27 protein-coding genes are annotated in these 17,067 nt (G+C 35.5%); 3 read left to right on the forward strand and 24 right to left on the reverse strand.

The features are described from left to right. Positions 1-365: 365 nt before the first annotated feature. Together ABES03_RS04370 and ABES03_RS04375 are read right to left on the reverse strand one after the other, a co-directional pair. A complete protein-coding gene (locus ABES03_RS04370; protein ID WP_430115486.1) occupies positions 366-1,184 on the reverse strand; it encodes a uroporphyrinogen-III synthase in 819 nt (272 codons plus the stop codon). Beyond that, complete coding sequence (locus tag ABES03_RS04375) at positions 1,184-1,864, reverse strand: oxidoreductase (protein ID WP_430115488.1); 681 nt, start codon at positions 1,862-1,864, stop codon at positions 1,184-1,186. The genes ABES03_RS04370 and ABES03_RS04375 overlap by 1 nt, the downstream gene beginning before the upstream one ends. Before the next feature lie 156 nt (positions 1,865-2,020). Here ABES03_RS04375 and ABES03_RS04380 point away from each other — a divergent pair, with 156 nt between their 5' ends. Beyond that, positions 2,021-2,320 carry a hypothetical protein gene (locus ABES03_RS04380; protein WP_430115490.1) on the forward strand — a complete coding sequence of 100 codons (300 nt, stop codon included), beginning with the start codon at positions 2,021-2,023 and terminating at the stop codon, positions 2,318-2,320. Positions 2,321-2,393: 73 nt separating this feature from the next. On the opposite strand, the gene ABES03_RS04385 is transcribed toward ABES03_RS04380, so the two are convergent. Genes ABES03_RS04385 through ABES03_RS04400 form a run of 4 tightly spaced genes read right to left on the reverse strand, consistent with a single transcriptional unit; the run spans position 2,394 to position 4,938 of the window. Further along, positions 2,394-2,777 (reverse strand): DUF302 domain-containing protein, encoded by a 384-nt coding sequence (locus ABES03_RS04385; protein ID WP_430115492.1) that lies wholly within the window; start codon positions 2,775-2,777, stop codon positions 2,394-2,396. A gap of 23 nt (positions 2,778-2,800) precedes the next feature. Next, the gene (locus ABES03_RS04390) at positions 2,801-3,940 is read right to left on the reverse strand and encodes an MBL fold metallo-hydrolase (protein WP_430115494.1); all 1,140 of its coding nucleotides are present in this window, start codon (positions 3,938-3,940) and stop codon (positions 2,801-2,803) included. Positions 3,941-3,966: 26 nt separating this feature from the next. Further along, a complete protein-coding gene (locus ABES03_RS04395; RefSeq protein ID WP_430115496.1) occupies positions 3,967-4,356 on the reverse strand; it encodes a DsrE/DsrF/DrsH-like family protein in 390 nt (129 codons plus the stop codon). Positions 4,357-4,371: 15 nt separating this feature from the next. Further along, positions 4,372-4,938 carry a sulfurtransferase TusA family protein gene (locus tag ABES03_RS04400; RefSeq protein ID WP_430115498.1) on the reverse strand — a complete coding sequence of 189 codons (567 nt, stop codon included), beginning with the start codon at positions 4,936-4,938 and terminating at the stop codon, positions 4,372-4,374. Positions 4,939-5,119: 181 nt separating this feature from the next. On the opposite strand from ABES03_RS04400, the gene ABES03_RS04405 reads away from it, so the two are divergent. Both ABES03_RS04405 and ABES03_RS04410 read left to right on the forward strand, forming a co-directional pair. Beyond that, positions 5,120-6,787, forward strand: a complete 1,668-nt coding sequence (locus tag ABES03_RS04405) for a CoA-disulfide reductase (RefSeq protein WP_430115500.1) — start codon at positions 5,120-5,122, stop codon at positions 6,785-6,787. Between the two features lie 149 nt (positions 6,788-6,936). Continuing rightward, positions 6,937-7,173, forward strand: coding sequence for a hypothetical protein (locus ABES03_RS04410; RefSeq protein WP_430115502.1), 237 nt, complete (start codon positions 6,937-6,939; stop codon positions 7,171-7,173). Positions 7,174-7,234: 61 nt separating this feature from the next. On the opposite strand, the gene ABES03_RS04415 is transcribed toward ABES03_RS04410, so the two are convergent. The 18 genes from ABES03_RS04415 to ABES03_RS04500 all read right to left on the reverse strand — a co-directional run bounded on the left by ABES03_RS04415 (position 7,235) and on the right by ABES03_RS04500 (position 17,024). After that, the gene (locus tag ABES03_RS04415) at positions 7,235-7,621 is read right to left on the reverse strand and encodes a YidH family protein (protein ID WP_430115504.1); all 387 of its coding nucleotides are present in this window, start codon (positions 7,619-7,621) and stop codon (positions 7,235-7,237) included. Positions 7,622-7,639: 18 nt separating this feature from the next. Continuing rightward, positions 7,640-8,224 (reverse strand): peroxiredoxin family protein, encoded by a 585-nt coding sequence (locus ABES03_RS04420; protein WP_430115506.1) that lies wholly within the window; start codon positions 8,222-8,224, stop codon positions 7,640-7,642. Beyond that, a complete protein-coding gene (locus tag ABES03_RS04425) occupies positions 8,212-8,712 on the reverse strand; it encodes a hypothetical protein (RefSeq protein ID WP_430115508.1) in 501 nt (166 codons plus the stop codon). Before ABES03_RS04425 ends, ABES03_RS04420 begins: the two co-directional genes overlap by 13 nt. A gap of 140 nt (positions 8,713-8,852) precedes the next feature. Beyond that, entirely contained in the window at positions 8,853-9,233 is a 381-nt protein-coding gene (locus tag ABES03_RS04430) for a DsrE/DsrF/DrsH-like family protein (protein WP_430115510.1), read from the reverse strand. Between the two features lie 15 nt (positions 9,234-9,248). Beyond that, positions 9,249-9,596, reverse strand: coding sequence for a DsrE/DsrF/DrsH-like family protein (locus ABES03_RS04435; RefSeq protein WP_430115513.1), 348 nt, complete (start codon positions 9,594-9,596; stop codon positions 9,249-9,251). Between the two features lie 37 nt (positions 9,597-9,633). Continuing rightward, positions 9,634-10,410, reverse strand: coding sequence for a sulfite exporter TauE/SafE family protein (locus ABES03_RS04440; RefSeq protein WP_430115515.1), 777 nt, complete (start codon positions 10,408-10,410; stop codon positions 9,634-9,636). Between the two features lie 46 nt (positions 10,411-10,456). After that, on the reverse strand, positions 10,457-10,684 hold the full coding sequence (locus ABES03_RS04445; RefSeq protein ID WP_430115517.1) for a sulfurtransferase TusA family protein: 228 nt from the start codon (positions 10,682-10,684) through the stop codon (positions 10,457-10,459). A 47-nt stretch (positions 10,685-10,731) separates the two neighbouring features. Then, positions 10,732-11,859: an MBL fold metallo-hydrolase gene (locus tag ABES03_RS04450; protein WP_430115519.1), complete on the reverse strand. Its 1,128-nt coding sequence runs from the start codon at positions 11,857-11,859 to the stop codon at positions 10,732-10,734. 79 nt (positions 11,860-11,938) lie between these two features. Then, entirely contained in the window at positions 11,939-12,517 is a 579-nt protein-coding gene (locus tag ABES03_RS04455) for a sulfurtransferase TusA family protein (RefSeq protein ID WP_430115521.1), read from the reverse strand. Positions 12,518-12,576: 59 nt separating this feature from the next. Then, positions 12,577-13,056 (reverse strand): DsrE/DsrF/DrsH-like family protein, encoded by a 480-nt coding sequence (locus tag ABES03_RS04460; protein WP_430115523.1) that lies wholly within the window; start codon positions 13,054-13,056, stop codon positions 12,577-12,579. Between the two features lie 68 nt (positions 13,057-13,124). Next, entirely contained in the window at positions 13,125-13,352 is a 228-nt protein-coding gene (locus ABES03_RS04465) for a sulfurtransferase TusA family protein (RefSeq protein WP_430115525.1), read from the reverse strand. Positions 13,353-13,477: 125 nt separating this feature from the next. After that, the gene (locus ABES03_RS04470; protein WP_430115526.1) at positions 13,478-13,738 is read right to left on the reverse strand and encodes a metal-sensitive transcriptional regulator; all 261 of its coding nucleotides are present in this window, start codon (positions 13,736-13,738) and stop codon (positions 13,478-13,480) included. A 232-nt stretch (positions 13,739-13,970) separates the two neighbouring features. Then, entirely contained in the window at positions 13,971-14,201 is a 231-nt protein-coding gene (locus ABES03_RS04475) for a glutaredoxin family protein (protein WP_430115527.1), read from the reverse strand. Between the two features lie 223 nt (positions 14,202-14,424). Beyond that, entirely contained in the window at positions 14,425-15,561 is a 1,137-nt protein-coding gene (locus ABES03_RS04480; protein ID WP_430115529.1) for an MBL fold metallo-hydrolase, read from the reverse strand. Between the two features lie 78 nt (positions 15,562-15,639). Then, positions 15,640-15,939 carry a rhodanese-like domain-containing protein gene (locus tag ABES03_RS04485; protein ID WP_430115531.1) on the reverse strand — a complete coding sequence of 100 codons (300 nt, stop codon included), beginning with the start codon at positions 15,937-15,939 and terminating at the stop codon, positions 15,640-15,642. Between the two features lie 20 nt (positions 15,940-15,959). Further along, positions 15,960-16,298 carry a rhodanese-like domain-containing protein gene (locus tag ABES03_RS04490; RefSeq protein ID WP_430115604.1) on the reverse strand — a complete coding sequence of 113 codons (339 nt, stop codon included), beginning with the start codon at positions 16,296-16,298 and terminating at the stop codon, positions 15,960-15,962. A 124-nt stretch (positions 16,299-16,422) separates the two neighbouring features. After that, the gene (locus ABES03_RS04495) at positions 16,423-16,683 is read right to left on the reverse strand and encodes a metal-sensitive transcriptional regulator (protein ID WP_430115533.1); all 261 of its coding nucleotides are present in this window, start codon (positions 16,681-16,683) and stop codon (positions 16,423-16,425) included. Beyond that, a complete protein-coding gene (locus tag ABES03_RS04500) occupies positions 16,650-17,024 on the reverse strand; it encodes a sulfurtransferase (RefSeq protein ID WP_430115535.1) in 375 nt (124 codons plus the stop codon). The genes ABES03_RS04495 and ABES03_RS04500 overlap by 34 nt, the downstream gene beginning before the upstream one ends. Positions 17,025-17,067 lie beyond the last annotated feature (43 nt).

The following is a 17,067-nucleotide window of genomic DNA, read 5'->3' on the forward strand; positions in this document are numbered from 1 at the left end:
TTAATCTTATTTTACAGACCTGAAATAGGCATTGCACCTTACATTTTGTTAAATGATGCAAGCATTTGATTATCCATTATGTAAAAAGTGAATCTACTGAATTCTTGTACATTTTCTGAATACTTTTTCAATTTAACATAAGTATAATAAAAAAATTGTAAAAATATATCGAACTGTAAATTTATCTAACATGGTTTTTTCTCGACACCTTTCTACAGTTGTCCTTAAAAAGAATGAATAACAAAAAGAGGCTGACTCAAAAGCAAAGGTGTCAGACCCCACAATTCAATATCTAGTTAAAACCTAGTGAAATCTATTCTAGATATTGTTTTTTTAGTGGTGTCAGACCCCTTATGAGTCAACCTCTAAATCGAACTTTCATTTTGATAATATTTTGTAAGCGTGATAATCATCGCACCTATTCTTTCGTGCTCTGGAACGAGTACACGTTCAATCTCTTCCTCTTTTAAGGCTTCTAAGGTAACTTTCCCAATTGCAACTGCTAATACTTGTTGATTAAGTGCATCAACTATTTCTTTATGAATACCATTTTCTCTTGCAAAATTAAAAAGTGACCGTACTTGGGTGGCTGTCGTGAAACATACTGCATCACATTGTTTACACTGCATTTCACGACATAATCTATTCACCGACTCCGCATTAGGGGCTATGTGTTGATAGGGAAGAATTTTTTGTACAATCGCGCCTCGGTCTTCAAAGAATTTTGTTAATTCCGGTGCAGTTTCTCCATGTAACTGAATCATGACTCTCTTTCCTGAAAAGTCAAAGTGTTGTAGAGATCGAATTAATCCCTTTGTCGTTCCATCTTCACCGACGACCACAGGCGTAATTATTAATTTCTTAAGTGCGGCAAGTGTCTTATAACCTCTTGAAGCAATCTTTGCCATACGTAAAATAGATAGAAACTCTTCTTCCAACTCCAGCTTTCCAGCTATATTGACCATCGTTTCAAGGCCAATACCGGTTGTAAAAACAACCCAATCCGCACCTTGCTTTATTAATTCAACTAAGTCAGGCGCTACTTCCTTTTCGGCTAAAAATACAGTCCCTTGAAGGGAATGTACTAGTGGCAAGCCTCCTTGTTTTTCTATTAATGTTTTAATTTCTTCAAGTTTTCTTGAACCGCAGATGACAATTCGTTTACCAATTAAACCTTTTCCCATTAGACTTTCTTCCTTCTTGCCAATTGTTCTATTTCCTGTGAGGGATAAATATGAATTCCTTTATTATTTAAAAGAGCTACCTCTGCCATTGCTGCTGCAACATTTTTTGCTTCGATTGCTTTATATGTTCGTAATGGCCCAACCATTAGTACATTAATTAGACCACTTGCTTTTGCTGCTATTTTTTCTCCCAAGCGGAATTCACCTCTATCCCCTAGCAATAAGGATGGGCGAAAAATATGTAGGGAAGGTAAATTCATTTTTTTAAGTGTTTCCTCTACGTCACCTTTCACTTGATTATAAAAAAATAATGATTTAGGGTTTGCACCCATTGCTGTTACTATAAGGAAATTCTCAGCTCCACCCTTATAAGCTAATTTAGCAGCGTCTACTGGATAATCATAATCAACTTTACGGAAGGCTTCCTTCGTTTTTGCTTTTTTAATAGTAGTACCTAAACAACAAAAAACATCAGTAGCATGAAACAATTCTTCATAGTTATGTAAATGATCAAAATCAACCACATGCGGTTCGCAAACAGAATCAATCATTTCAATAGGTCTACGTACCAACAAAAAAATTTTTTCATATGTATTTTTTTGAATCAGTATTTTTGTTAATTCCTTTCCTACAAGTCCACTAGCACCTAAGATTAATGCGGTTTTTCCTTGATTATTCACTTTTGTTCCTCCTAGGACAATCATTCCAAAACTAAGACTGTGCTTTTTATTTTCACTTCTTATTCTCCCATTTCCATTAACAAATTCCAACGGCTTTTTTTTCGATTCTTTGGAAATACTGAATGGAGTGAAATTATATGAAAGGGAGGAATACTAGTGGTAAACGAAAGTCATTTTAGTGAATTTATTAATGAGGTATCCATCCAAGCAAAAATGGAGAATGTATGGGGGTATACATGTGGTTCATGGCAGAATTGTAATGAAGAGACTATTCAATCTTTTTTATCTCAGTGCTTGGAATATAATATTGATCCCCAGTATTGCATGAGCTGGGTGGAACAGCATCAGAATGAAATTCCTAATTGGGAAGCCGTTTCTGAAACCTCACTTGGTTGGGTTAATCAGCATACATCAACAGGTTCAGCCATTTCTATTTCAGAACACGACTTAAGCTAGAAAGGAAAAAGCATGACAAAATCATAAAACGATCGTTTGTCATGCTACTTTTTGTCATTTGTCAATCATTTATTTATTTTGCTTTCTCAAGACAGGAAATTAATCTATTTTCTATTTCAAGGGCAATTTGACCAAGTTTTTCATCTTCAACCATGGTCATTAATGCTGACGGTTTTGGCATGCCTATTTTCGTCTGGTTCTCATCCTTATAAACAACAATTTTACAAGGAAGAAAATAGCCAACAAGATTATTTTCTGTCAGTACTCGTTTTGCTTCATGCGGATTGCAAACCTCTAGAACAATGAATTCCTTTTCAAGGTCTACCCCTTTTTCTTTCAGTTTTTCTTGTATATTAAAGCTCCACAGCACACCAAATTTCTCTTCTTTTAAAGCTTCCTCTACAGCCTTTACAGCCTCAGTAATTGATTTATTGGACTCAACTGTGTAATGAAACATATGGACTATTCTCCCTTCATCCATTATCTTACAGCGCAGCGATTTGGCCCTATTTCCATTTCTCTTTGCTTTTCTTCATCAGGAGTTATTTTCCCCATGTTGGTTTCACGTATTTCTTGATACGAATTAGGCTGTGGCGGTAGATTTTCTGTGACAGTTTTTCTAAACTCTGCCTCGTTTTCAATATTTAAACCGTGATTTTCCTTATATAATATGCCAAGTCTTTTAGAAATACTTCCATTGTCATTCATCTCGTTTATACCCATATAATGTGCTGGTAAAACTAATAGTTCCTCAGGAAGGTCATTATAGCGATTGTACAGAGTATTCCGTAAATCCCCCACCCAGTCTTCCGCTTTACCAGCTAAGTCAGGACGTCCTATAGAATCGATAAATAGAATATCGCCAGTTAATAAGTATTGATCATCAATGAGAAATGAAGTACTTCCTATTGTATGACCTGGAGAATAAATCGCCTTTATAGTAGTTTCTCCTAAATTATATACATCTCCATCTTGTATAGGTGTAAAGTCAAAAGTCACTTCTTCTGCATCTTTTGGTGGTAAATAGTAGGTAGCTTCCTGATTTTCTGCAAGCTTTCTTCCACCAGAAATATGATCAGCATGTAAATGTGTATCCAATACATGGGTTAGTTTTATATTATGTTGTTTAATAAATTGCTCGTATGGTTCAAGCATTCTGTTCGTATCAATCATAGCACCTGTTCCCTGTGATTCAACCAAGTAGGATAAACATCCTTTTCCAATTCGGACAAATTGATATATAGCTCCACCATTTTTTAAATCCCCAATTTTAATGGGTTCTAAATGTTCACTATATGCCTTCATTCCACCTTCAATGCTGTAAACATTCGTAAATCCTGCTTCAGCTATTTGCTCTGCAACAAATTCGGAGGAACCACCTTTTGCACAAACCACATATATAGCCGTGTCTTTTGGAAGTTTATCTACTATTGAGTCTACTCCTTCGAGGAGATCAAAGTATGGTGCATTAATGATATGAACGTTTTTTCCTTCAATTTTCCAATCATCAAAATCATCTGTGTTTCGAGCATCGAGGATAAAGACTTCCTCATGGTTTAGTATTTTTTTTGTTAATTCTTTTACATTTATTGTTTTAACTGCTGCAGCCTGCTCTGACATGTGTGCACCACCATTCCAATCTCATTTTAGAAGGTAAGTGTGACATCAGCATCCTTAGCATATGTTAAGAATGTCACAGCCCCACCCACATCTATCCCTTCCACAAAATGTTCTTTTTCTAAACTCATTACATCCATGGTCATCTGACATGCAATCATTTTGACACCCATTTCAGAAGCCATTCCAACAAGTTCATGAACTGGAGGAACATTCGCCTTTTTAAAGCCCTCTTGAAAATGTTCAGTCCCTGCAGGCATAGGTAAATTTTTATAACCTTCTTTGTGAATAAGATTTAACCCTTCAAATGTAAAAAAAATACCTACTTCTGCGTCAGTAGCTGCTGCAGCCGTTGCGATATTAAACACTTTATATGCATCAAACATACCGCCATTTGCGGCGATAATTGCTACTTTCATTTTATTTCCTCCTATTTAGTGACTTTTAATAACTGGTCCAGACCAATCTTTCATACCGGGCACCACGTTTTTAACATTTTGGAAACCTTTTTCAGCAAGGTGCTGGGCAGCTAAATCACTGCGATTACCCGACCGGCAAACGATATGGAGATGATCTTCTTTATTTAGTTCTTCAAATCTTTTTTCCAATTCTCCTAATGGTATATTAATCGCGCCTGGTATATGGCCAAAAGCAAACTCCGCTGGCTCTCGAACATCCAACACCGTTACTGTTTCATTACCTTCTATCCTATTTAGCAGCTCTTCCAATGAAACAATATCCGGATGTGTGGTCTCATTTTTCTCTTCTTCAGCACTAGCTTTACGGAGGTAATGTTTAAGAATATCACCTTCCTCAATCGTTCCAAGGTAATGATTACCAGTACTTGTTGACCAAGCTTTCAAATCAGCAGTAGAACCTTTATCCGTAGCTTGGATTTCTAATACCTGGCCAGGTTCTAATGTAGTCATTTCTTTTTTAGTTTTTACTATTGGCATTGGACATGCTAATCCCTTTGCGTCTAAAACTTTATTTACATCCATGGAATCCCCCCTTATAACCCTTATTATTTTTCTAAAATCCAAATCAATGCTTATCTATTATTTCCACTAACTTTCAATGTTTGTGAACTTACTAAAAGTCCTTTTGTGATAATTATCACAGCTTAACTGTTCTACCCATGTTAGTATACCTATAAGGGTATATTAAAAGGAGGAAATAGACATGACTAAGAAAATTGTAATAATCGGTGGAGTAGCTGGAGGGGCAACTGCTGCAGCACGTTTAAGAAGATTAGATGAATCCTCAACAATTGTGCTATTTGAACGAGGTGAACATATTTCTTTTGCCAATTGTGGCCTTCCATATTATATTGGAGAAACCATAAAGGATCGTCAAAAGCTACTTGTCCAAACCGTAGAAGGAATGAGCAAAAAATTCAACTTGGATATTCGAAATTTAAGTGAAGTTACCAACATTAATCGAGACAAAAAAACTGTTACCGTAAAAAATTTAAAAACAAACGAAGTTTATGAAGAAAGGTATGATACCTTAGTACTTTCACCTGGTGCGAAGCCTATTTTCCCACCAATTGAAGGCATAAACGATGCAACAAATATATTTACACTAAGAAATATTCCTGATACCGATAGAATAAAAAATGCGGTTGACCAACAGGATCCACAAAAAGCTGTTGTTGTTGGTGGTGGTTTTATTGGTCTTGAAATGGCAGAGAATCTTGCTGAGCGTGGGGTCAATGTAACTGTAGTGGAAATGTCCAATCAGGTTATGGCTCCACTTGATTATGAAATGGCTTCCCTTGTTCACGAACATCTCCTTAATAAAGGAGTTAACCTAATCCTAGAAGACGGTGTAAAAGCATTTAAGGAAAATGGAAGCATAATCGAACTTTCTAGTGGAACTAAATTAAATTCAGATTTAACAATTTTATCGATTGGCGTCCGTCCAGAAAATCAACTTGCGATTAACGCTGGCTTAAATATCGGAGAGCGCGGTGGGATTCAGGTTAATGAATTTTTACAAACAAATGATGAAAATATCTTTGCAATCGGTGATGCCATTGAAGTAACAGATTATATCAATGGCAATGCTGCTATGATTCCACTTGCGGGACCAGCTAACCGTCAAGGTCGAATTGTAGCCAACAACATTTATGGTAAGGCTGAAAAATATAAAGGAACACTAGGAACATCCATTGCGAAAGTATTTGACATAACTGTTGCTGCTACAGGAAATAATGAAAAACGGTTAAAGCAGTTAAATACAAACTATCAAGCCATTCATATCCACCCAGCATGTCATGCTAGCTACTATCCTGGTGCGGAATCAATCGCTTTGAAATTATTGTTTGATCCAACTAATGGAAAAATCCTTGGTGCACAGGCTGTTGGTAAAGATGGTGTGGATAAAAGGATTGATGTCATTGCCACAGCAATAAAAGGAAACTTATCAGTACTTGATTTAACAGAAGTAGAATTATCATACGCACCACCATATTCTTCAGCCAAGGATCCTGTTAATATGGCAGGTTATGTGGCTTCCAATATTATGGAGGGAGATGTTGAAACCGTTCAATGGCATGAAATTGATGAGATTGTCAAAAACGGTGGATTACTCATTGATGTACGTGAGCCAAATGAAAGAGAAAAAGGTTTTATCAAAGGATCAGTTAATGTTCCACTCGGAGAGATTAGAGAAAAACTGCATACTTTCCCAAAAAATGAGACCATTTATGTATCCTGTCAGGTTGGATTAAGAGGTTATTTAGCAGCAAGAATTCTTTCTGAGAATGGATTTAAAGTCAAAAATGTAGATGGTGGTTGGAAAACTTATTCATCCGTATTCAATCAAAAGGCTGAAGCTACAGTATAATATATTTATAAACGACTGCCTAAAAGCAGTCGTTTTTCTTGGATTTATTTTACCAATAAAGTTTTAGATACTGTAACATTTACCCCGTTTCTTATACTAAAAATAATATAAAATTTAACTTGTAAAGGAATCAAGGTTAGGAGGATTTCATGATGAAAAAATTAATAACAGGTGTTTTTACTGCAGTTATGCTACTAGGGCTGGGAACTGGGGTCATGGCTGCTAGTGACCAGATTGCATGTAAAGTCGGTGATTTTAAAGAAATGCTCCCATTTATGCAGGAAAAACATCCTGAATTAAGTGAAAAACAACTTAAGGAAATGCATAAGGACTGTGCTGCAAAAATGAAAAAAGAAACGAATACAGATTGTATGATTAACAAATAATTTACAAAATAAAAAAGCACTTCCAAGTGCTTTTTTATTTGTCTATATGTAATTTCTTCCTTTAAAACATAAGAAAATAGGCTCCGAATAACAAGGTAATAAAGATAATTAAAATACTAAGTGTAATGATATATTTTTTGGAAGCAATAAAAGTTTGTCGGTTAATAGTAGTAACCTTTCTCAAATATACAATTGTAGCCATTAGAATAGTAACAATCCCTAGTCCTACAGAAGCGATCCCAATTAAGTTTGCTAATAAATCGCCAATTGGGGAGAGAGTTGCTTTCATATTGAAATGTAAATTAGTTACTAAAAAGCCTACACCAATTATTGCGATAGCTGTTCGGATCCATGCTAAATATGTCCGTTCATTTGCAAGATGCTGTTGAATATATTTTGAATCTACTGTCTGCCTAATTTCTTGCTCCTTTATTTCTTCCTTTTGCATTTTATCCCTACTCTTCGTTTAATCCATCCCTTGTATTAACTCAGTCATCATTTCTTTATCCATAGGACCTACAATTTTTTTTCTAATAACGCCTTTGGTATCAATAATATAACTAGTTGGTATAGTAACGGCTTGGTACGTTTGTCCGACTTGCCCTTCACTATCAAGTACTACTGGGAAAGTTAGACCATAGTCCTTAACAAACGCCCCAATGTTATTACTGCTTTTTTCTGAAGTAGTTAAATTTACAGCTAAAATCGTCACTTGGTTATTTTTTTGTTCTTCATAAAACTCTTGCATATGCGGCATCTCAGCTTTACATGGCGGACACCATGTTGCCCAGAAATTTAAAATTACTTTCTTCCCTACCATATCAGAAAGTTTAATTTCTTGTCCATCCAAAGTTTTTAATCCAAAATTCGGTGCCTTATTTCCTTCTTGCAGCCCAATTTCAAGATCTTTTGATGTTGTTGCAGCTTCTTTCACCTGATTACTTTTTTCTGTTTTATTTGACGACGATATTGAGGTATCATAGATTCCCCATCCAATTAGACCAATTAATGCAATTACAATCATTGAATTTTTCTTGTTCAAAATCGCCACTCCCTTGGTATTAGAATAAAATACAGAATGATAAGTGTGAAGGTACCTACTAGTAAATGGTATAAATCATTACCATCTAGGGCAAATAAGGAAGTAAAATGATAACAGCTTAGAACAGATAAAATAAATATAAGTATGGATTGAAAAATAACCCTAGCAGAAATTTTTGATTGCTTATTCTTATTAATAAAATAAATAAGGGAAATCAGTACCGCAATTATTAGTCCCTTCGTTCCTCCAGTGAAATAAAGAAGCGAAATAGGGCTTTTTATAATTAGCTTCGGTTCTAATAAAATGAGACTTCCTTTCCAAGCTAAAATCAAGATAAAAAGGCTATTTGTTAAGGTATCAAAGATTTCTTTTTTACTTCCTTCTGTTTGTGTCCGTTGCAACCATAATTTTATAATCACGAGTCCTAGTAGAATTGCGGCACCAAGTAGAACCCATTTCAGCATAATGGAAAGTGAACCTATTTGGATTACACTCATGTATTCAGCCCCCACAACGCAAAAGATTTTCCCATAAATTATTCCCCCACTATATCTCTTTAATATTCCCATCTCATTGTTAAGAATCTGTTAAGAAAGGAAAAATAAAAAAGGGAGCTAAATAATTAGCCCCACTTTAATCAAAAATGAACAAATAGATCTGCAGATCCTGCTTCGTTTAACACCCATTTGATAGGGACTTGTTCTGCATAATAAAGAAAATTCACTTTATCATCCATATCTAAATCAACTACATATAACTGCACGCCAGCTTCAACGGCCAATCCAAGCAATTCATGGATCGTAGGAGCGCCAAAATTTTGCAATGCATTTGAAAGGTACTCAACACCATGGGACGGCTTAGGTACATAGTCTTTTTTTAATATATTAACTCCTTTTCTCGAAAAAGCTAAAACGACATCAGCACCAGAAGAAGCAGCACCAACGGCAATATTAAGTGGTGGATAGGCAGATTCTAATTCGTCATGAAGGGCTAAAACAACTACTTTCTTTGCTTCCATTCCTAAGTCACCTCTTTAGTAGCTTAATACTGCATTTGCTTTGTATGCTATATCCAAAAAGGTTGCAACTCCAGCTAACTCTGCTCCATCAACTAATTCAAATCCATCCGCCATTAATACATTCAATTGGCAACCATACAATTTAATACCTTTAGATAGAGCAGTGGTTAATAATGACCCTATATCCATGTTATGTGTGTTTTCTATAGTTTTAAAGTATCTTGGATCTAAGACACGGGCTCCATCTAAATCAAAGAAAACAGATACTTCATTTCCTTGGCTTACATAATGGAGAGCTTCTTTTAATACAAAGGGTGCATTGGAACTTAACGAGACAAAATAAACCAATCTCTTGTTCGTCAATTAAATCCCTCCTATTTTTGAATTAAAGATCGCTCATTTACAAAATATCTGCCCAAATTTTTACTGCAGTTGAAAAGATTAAGATTCCTAAGATTACTTGTAAAACCTTTGTATTCATTTTTTTACCGAGTTTAACACCTAATGGAGAAGCAAGGAGACTTGCAACTACCATAATGAGAGATGGAATAATCTCTACCTGTCCTGTTGATATTTTACCAACAGTTGCCCCAATAGAGGAAATGAAAGTTATCGCTAAAGAAGATGCGATGGTCATTCTTGTTGGGATTTTTAAAACAACAAGCATGATTGGGACTAATAAAAACGCCCCACCTGCTCCAACAATACCTGCACCGACTCCTACTATTAGTGCAAGAATGGCAGCAAGCCACTTATTGAATTTAACTTGTTCCATAGGGATATCATCAATCCCCTTTTTAGGAACAAACATCATGATTACAGCTAATAACGCTAAAACACCATAGACGATATTTATTCCGCTTTCCGGGAGATGTGTAGATCCAAAACCACCCAAAAAGCTTCCGATTAATATACTCACACCCATATAACCAATCAAGGTTTTATTTAGGTAACCGCCTTTTCGGTAAGCCCAGACTCCGCCGATTGTGGCAAAGAATACTTGTATTGCAGTAATTCCTGCGACATCATGAGCTGAAAAATGAGCTACCCCCAGGGCAGCAGGGATTAGCAAAAGCATTGGGAAATTAATGATGGCACCACCGATTCCTAACATACCTGAAATAAATGACCCTACAAAACCAATTAAGAATATGGTAATTACAAAATCGATACCCATTTTTTCTCCTCCTAAAAAGGGAACCATTTACGGTTCCCACTATTATTTATCCCTTTTTTATCCAGAACTTCAATACTTCATTTTCTTCTTCATGCTTAAGTAATTCATGACCACCTGATTTTGCCCATGCAGCAAGATCATTTTTAGCACCTTTATCTGTAGTATGAATTTCTAAAATTTGCCCAGCTTCAAGCTCGTTAATTGCTTTTTTTGTTTTTACAATTGGCATTGGACATGCAAGTCCTTTAGCATCTAACACTTTTGTTACTTCCATTATATATTACCTCCAAGTTTTATTGATTTGGTTTTCTTCACTTCGTATTAACGTACTGCACAGCGGTTAGGTCCAATTTCCATCTCACGTTGCTTTTCAAGGTCAGGATTTATTTTCCCCATATTTGTTTCACGAATCTCCTGATAAGCATTTGGCTGTGGTGGTAGATTTTCGGTAACTAATTTCCGAAACTCATTTTCATCTGCAATATTTAATCCATGGTTCTTTGCGAATAACGTACCTAGTTTTTCTGACACACTTCCGTCTTCATTCAATTCATCAATGATCATAAAATGAGCAGGTAACACAATTAATTCTTCAGATAACTCTCTGTAACGCTTATAAAGACTTTCTCTTAAATCAGCAACCCAATCCTCTGCCATACCCGCAAGGTCAGGGCGTCCAATTGAATCAATAAATAAGATATCTCCAGATAGTAAGAATTTTTCATCTACAACGAATGATGTAGATCCGATAGTATGACCTGGAGAATACAATGCATGGATATTAATAGTTGTGCCTCCAATTGTTACATCTTGACCACCTTCTAATGGCTGGTATTCGAACGTAACTTCTGTTGCATCTTTTGGAGGTAACCAATAAGTTGCATTTGTTTTCTCAGCAATCTCACGACCACCGGAAATATGGTCCGCATGTAAATGTGTATCAAACACATGAGTAATTGTTGCATTAACACTATTTGCGAAATCAAGATAAATGTCTGTCATTCGTGTTGCGTCAATAATTGCAGCCTGACCTTTTGAAACCACCATGTACGATAGACAGCCTTTACCAATACGAACAAATTGATAAATCTCTCCTCCGTTTTTTAAATCTCCCACCTTTACAGGCTCTAGGTGTTCACTCCACGCTTTCATACCACCTTGAAGGTAGGAAACTGTTAAACCTTCTTCTGAAAGCATCTCTGCTACCATAACAGAAGAGCCTTCCTTAGCACATACAACTAAAACCTCTTTATCAGTTGGGATTTTATTTAAAATTTCTTCTACTCCATCAAGCAATTCAAAGTATGGAATATTTACATACTCAAAGTTTTCTCCTTCAATTTTCCAGTCTTGAAAATCGCTTTCGTTACGAACATCAAGAATAAATAATGGTTCCTTATTAAATACCTTTTTAGTTACTTCTTTTGAAGTCATCGCTTTAACTGTCATGCTTGTATTACCCCCTACGGTATATTTAATTTCAAAAAAAAGAATATTTTTAAGAGTGGGGCGGTTAAGCCCCATTTGATTAACTGTTTAAGCTTGTTGTTTTACCAGTCCACTCGCTCATACCAGGTACTACATTAAAGACTTTACTAAAGCCATTTTCTGTTAATTTTTGTGCTGCAAAATCACTTCTATTACCTGTTCGGCAGACAACGAAAATTTCAGCTTCTTTACTTAATTCATTTACTCGTTCATCCAATTCACCTAATGGAATAGAAACTGCGTTTGGAATATGATTAAACATATATTCAGCTTCTTCTCTTACATCGAGTACAACAATGTTTTCATTTGCATGTAACTTCGCTGCAAGCTCATCATTTGAAGTTACATGCGGATGTTTTCTTTCGATTGCTTCCTCGTTTGAAGAAGATTTTCTTAGGTAGTGTTTAAGCACATCACTTTCTTCGATTGTGCCTAAATATTGATGACCTGAACTTTGAGCCCAAGCTTTGATATCAGCTTTCGAACCCTTATCAGTTGCTAATACTTCTAATACTTGACCTGCTTCTAAACCGGTCATAGCCTTCTTTGTCTTCACGATCGGCATGGGACATGCTAATCCTTTTGCATCTAAAACCAAATCCGTTTTTAACGATGTCATAATGTGCCTCCTATTTGTTAACCAACAAGGTATAGATTTTATAAAATTCTATCATTCTATTAAATAAACAAGTTCACATTGCCCACTTCAGCATCAGCTAAATACGCTGCTACACCTGCGTATTCAATATTCTCTAATAGCTCTTCTTGCTTAAGACCTAAAAGGTCCATTGTCATGGTACATGCAACTAGCTTTACATCTTGTTCTTGTGCCATTTCAATTAACTGTGGTAAAGGCATCGCATTGTGCTTTTTCATAATATCTTTAATCATCTTTGGCCCAAATCCTGCAAAATTCATCTTGGAAAGACCCATTTTGTCAGCGCCTCTTGGCATCATTTTCGCAAACATTTTTTCAATGAAACCTTTTTTAACCATAATATTTTCATCTTTACGTAAGGCATTTAATCCCCAAAATGTATGGAAAATGGTTACTTCATGGTCATAGGCAGCAGCTCCGTTTGCAATGATGTATGCTGCCATAGCTTTATCGTAATCTCCACTAAACAAAACAATTGTTGTCCTTTTCTTTTCGTTCAAAATAATTCCTCCTGATATATAGTTGTTTTTACCTATACCTGTACAGGTATTTAATATTTTAAAAAAAATTATCCTTTTTTAATCCAGAACTTAAGCACATCTTGATCTTCTTCAAAATTTAAAAGCTCGTGTCCTCCGGATTTCGCCCAAGCAGAAAGGTCGTTTTTCGCACCTTTATCAGTAGTATGGATTTCTAATACTTGACCAGAGGTTAGTTCGTTTATTGCTTTCTTTGTTTTTACAATTGGCATTGGACATGCTAATCCTTTAGCATCTAGAATTTTATCTGCATTCATTTTTTTATAATCTCCTTTGAGGTTGTTTTTTCTTTTAATAATTTGAGGTCGTTTTTAATATTCATCATTACCCCTATGGGTATATTACTAAATATATATAAATGTGTCAACACTATGAACTTTTTTTATCTGCTCTTGACAAGTAAATTTACTGCATCCTTTATTAATACATCTGTTTTTTCACCATTATTTTCAGCATCAAGTACACATTCCACTAAGTTCGAGCTAACAATTACTCCAATTGTTCGATCTACGGCTGAGCGAACTGCTGACAATTGAGTAATAACCGCACGACAATCTTTATCTTCTTCCATCATTTTTAAGATTCCTCTAAGCTGACCTTCCATCCGTTTAATTCTATTTTTCATTTGATCATTGTATTCCATATGTTCCCACCTCCATATGATGATTGTTTATTTATATGGTTTGCTCTTAAAGTAGCATTTGGATAGTTTAATGATGTAATAGGAATTATAATATACCTATACAGGTATATTTGTCAATATTATGAACAACTATTTCATTATTATTCATCTTAAGGGGATTTTAATGTAGATACTTTAAGGAAAGTTTAAATAAAAAAAGAAACAGTGACACTCACCGCTTCTTTTTTTACAATTATTTTACTAAGCTCATGATTGTTTCTGGGTCGAATCCTAATACCCATTGTCCGTTAATTTCTGTTTGCGGAACACCTAACTGTCCAGTTGTTTGAACTAGCTTGTTAGCAGCTGCTTGGTCCATTTGAACATTAACTTCTTTGTAAGTAAGTCCTTGTGTGTTTAAAAAATTTTTTAACATGGTGCAATACGGACAAGTATTAGTTGTATAAACCGTAATTTGATTCATTGATACCTCTCCTTTATTAAAAAAATTTACTAACAGCTTTAATAATAAGGTAAATGCCTCCTACCAGGAGCCATACTAACGTTCCAGGTCATATAGGAATAGGTTGTTTTCCTTTGTTCCCATCATTCCCAGTCGTATTAGATCTGCTAATACCTCAAGAACCCGTTGTATTGCAATCCACCTGATTTTTTGGTTCGTCCTGCATAGAACAGCCACCTTCCAATTAATGTGTGTGATGAAGGGCACAACGATTTGGCCCAATTTCTAACTCTTGTTGTTTATCAGCTGTCGCACTGATTACACCTCGGTTGATTCCCACAATTTCTTCAAAGTTTGGTGGTGTTTCACTATTTGCATTAGCTACAACCATTTCAACAAAGTCTTCTTTTGCCTTGTTTCTCATCATGTCATTTTTTGCTCGTATGCTACCTAATGTATCCCCTACAAAGCCTTCACCATTCATTTCCTCATCAAGACTAGCATAGTGACCGGGAAGCACTACTACATCATCTGTAATAGCTGCGACCTTTTCATACACAGTCTCATATAGGTCCTCTGCCCATTCTGCCACTTTTCCACCTAGGTCAGGACGACCAAGACCGCCGACAAAAATAGTGTCACCTGAGAAAAGAAGTTTATTATTGACTAAGAATGAAACACTTCCTGGAGTATGCCCCGGTGTTTTCACAGCAAGTACTTCAAGACTAACTCTTTCAAATTCAATTTTTGTGAAATCCTCGAGTGCATTAAACGAGAAAACCGCTCCCTCGCTCTTCATTAGGTAATAATGTGCACCAAGACGCTCAGCTAAATCTCTACCGCCTGAAATATGATCTGCATGTAGATGCGAATCAACGATGTGAGTGATTTTTACACCTTCATCGGCAGCAACTTTTTCATAAGTATCAATAAATCGGGAAGGATCAACCACAAGTGCTTCCTCACCAGAAACAACCATATAAGATAGACAACCCTTACCTACGCGAATATATTGATATACCTTTAAATCTTGATCTTGATACACTTTTGCTGGATACAAGTATTCGCTCCAAGACTTCATACCACCTAATAAGTAGGAAACTTGTTCAAGTCCAGCTTCTGCTAAGCTTTCTGCAACAAATACAGATGAACCTTCTTTGGCGCATACCACAAGAATTGGCTCGTCTTTAGGTAGTTGATCTAGTATCTGATCAACGCCATCAATTAAATCAAAGTAAGGAATATTAATGCTTGTAACTGATTCCCCTTCAATTTTCCAATCCTTATAGTCAGATTCATTACGAACATCTAAGATAAATAACGGTTTTTTATTTACTGTCATATCCGCAACTTCATTAGCAAGCATTACTTTTACAGACATATCATTAATTACCCCCTATGGTATTATTTTTCTTAAAAATTTTTAAGATTTTCCCTGTGTATATAATAATTGATTGGTTTAAAATTCAAATTCGCCTTCCCAAGCCATCATACCGCCGTCCATGTTGGTTACATCGAAGCCATAGCTTTCTAAGAACATGGTAGCTTGTGAGCTTCTTGCTCCTGATCGGCAAACAATAATATACTTTTCCTTTTTATTAAGATCAGGCATTTTAAACTCAACTAATCCTAATGGAATATTAACTGCGTTTGGAATTTTACCAGTAGCCACTTCTGCAACTTCACGAACATCAATAATATTTAACTTTTCACCATTTACAAGTTTTTGTTCTACTTCCTTAGCTGTAATACGTTTCATCTTTCCATTCCTCCTAATTTTTAATTCCAGGCGCTCATGCCGCCCTTTACATTTGTGATTTGTTTGAAACCTAATTTTTTAAGAATTTTTGAAGCTTGTGTACTTCTCATTCCACTTTGACAAATAACAATAACTTCTTTATCTTTTGCTAGTGTAGCTGCTTTATTAGTTAATTGATCAAGTGGAATATTCTTAAATCCTTTAATATTTCGGCCTTTAAACTCCATTGGCGTACGAACATCAATGTATTGTTTGTTCTTGTCACCAAGTTCAGCTTTCAATTGACCAGTTGTTATATTGCGCACTCCTTTTACAGGAATAAGCCTCCAAGCAAAAAATCCAACCAATAAAATAATCATGATTATCGTACTTGTACTCAAGTGCAAACATCTCCTTAATTTTTCTCTCTAATATCTTGAGAGCTTATTATTCAAATACCCATAGGGGTATATTAACACTTAAAAAAATTCATGTCAACACTTTTTATTTTCGACTTCTAACCAAGAGTTTTACTGCATCATTGACAAGTTCATCTTTGTTGCTGGCATCGGCTTGTTCAATTAAACAATACTTAAGGTTTTCGCTTACAATGACTCCAACTGTATGGCTAATGGCAGAACTAACAGCTGATAATTGGTTAATAACTTTCTCACAATCCTGTTGTTCTTCCATCATACGTAAAATACCTCTAATTTGCCCTTCTGTTCGTTTTAACCTATTTTTTGTTTGCTTATCATACTCCAATGCTTCTCCCTCCTTTTTTCATCCAAAATCATAAAACCGTGAATGGAAAATTGCCTTTTCTTTAAAAAACGGATGGCCAAATTTTTTTCTATTGAATCTGAAGCAATTATAAGAAGCTTTTTCTTAGGTATTTCTTTGTAGTACCGCTTTAAGTAGGCGTACGGTATGTTTACTGAGTCCGGAATCACCTCTTTTGAAGATGTTTGATAATCTCTTAAATCCAGTAATACAAGTTCCCCATGATCGGAAAAATTTTGTACAGAAGAAATTCCTATGACAGGAACATATCGTTGATATATAGATACAATTATTACCGCTCCAATAATCGATGAAATAACCATTAAGTTTCCTCCAAGATGTTTATTACAAAATTAATTTTATACC

Source organism: Neobacillus rhizosphaerae, assembly GCF_050477885.1.
GTDB classification, from domain to species: Bacteria; Bacillota; Bacilli; order Bacillales; family Cytobacillaceae; genus Neobacillus; species Neobacillus rhizosphaerae_A.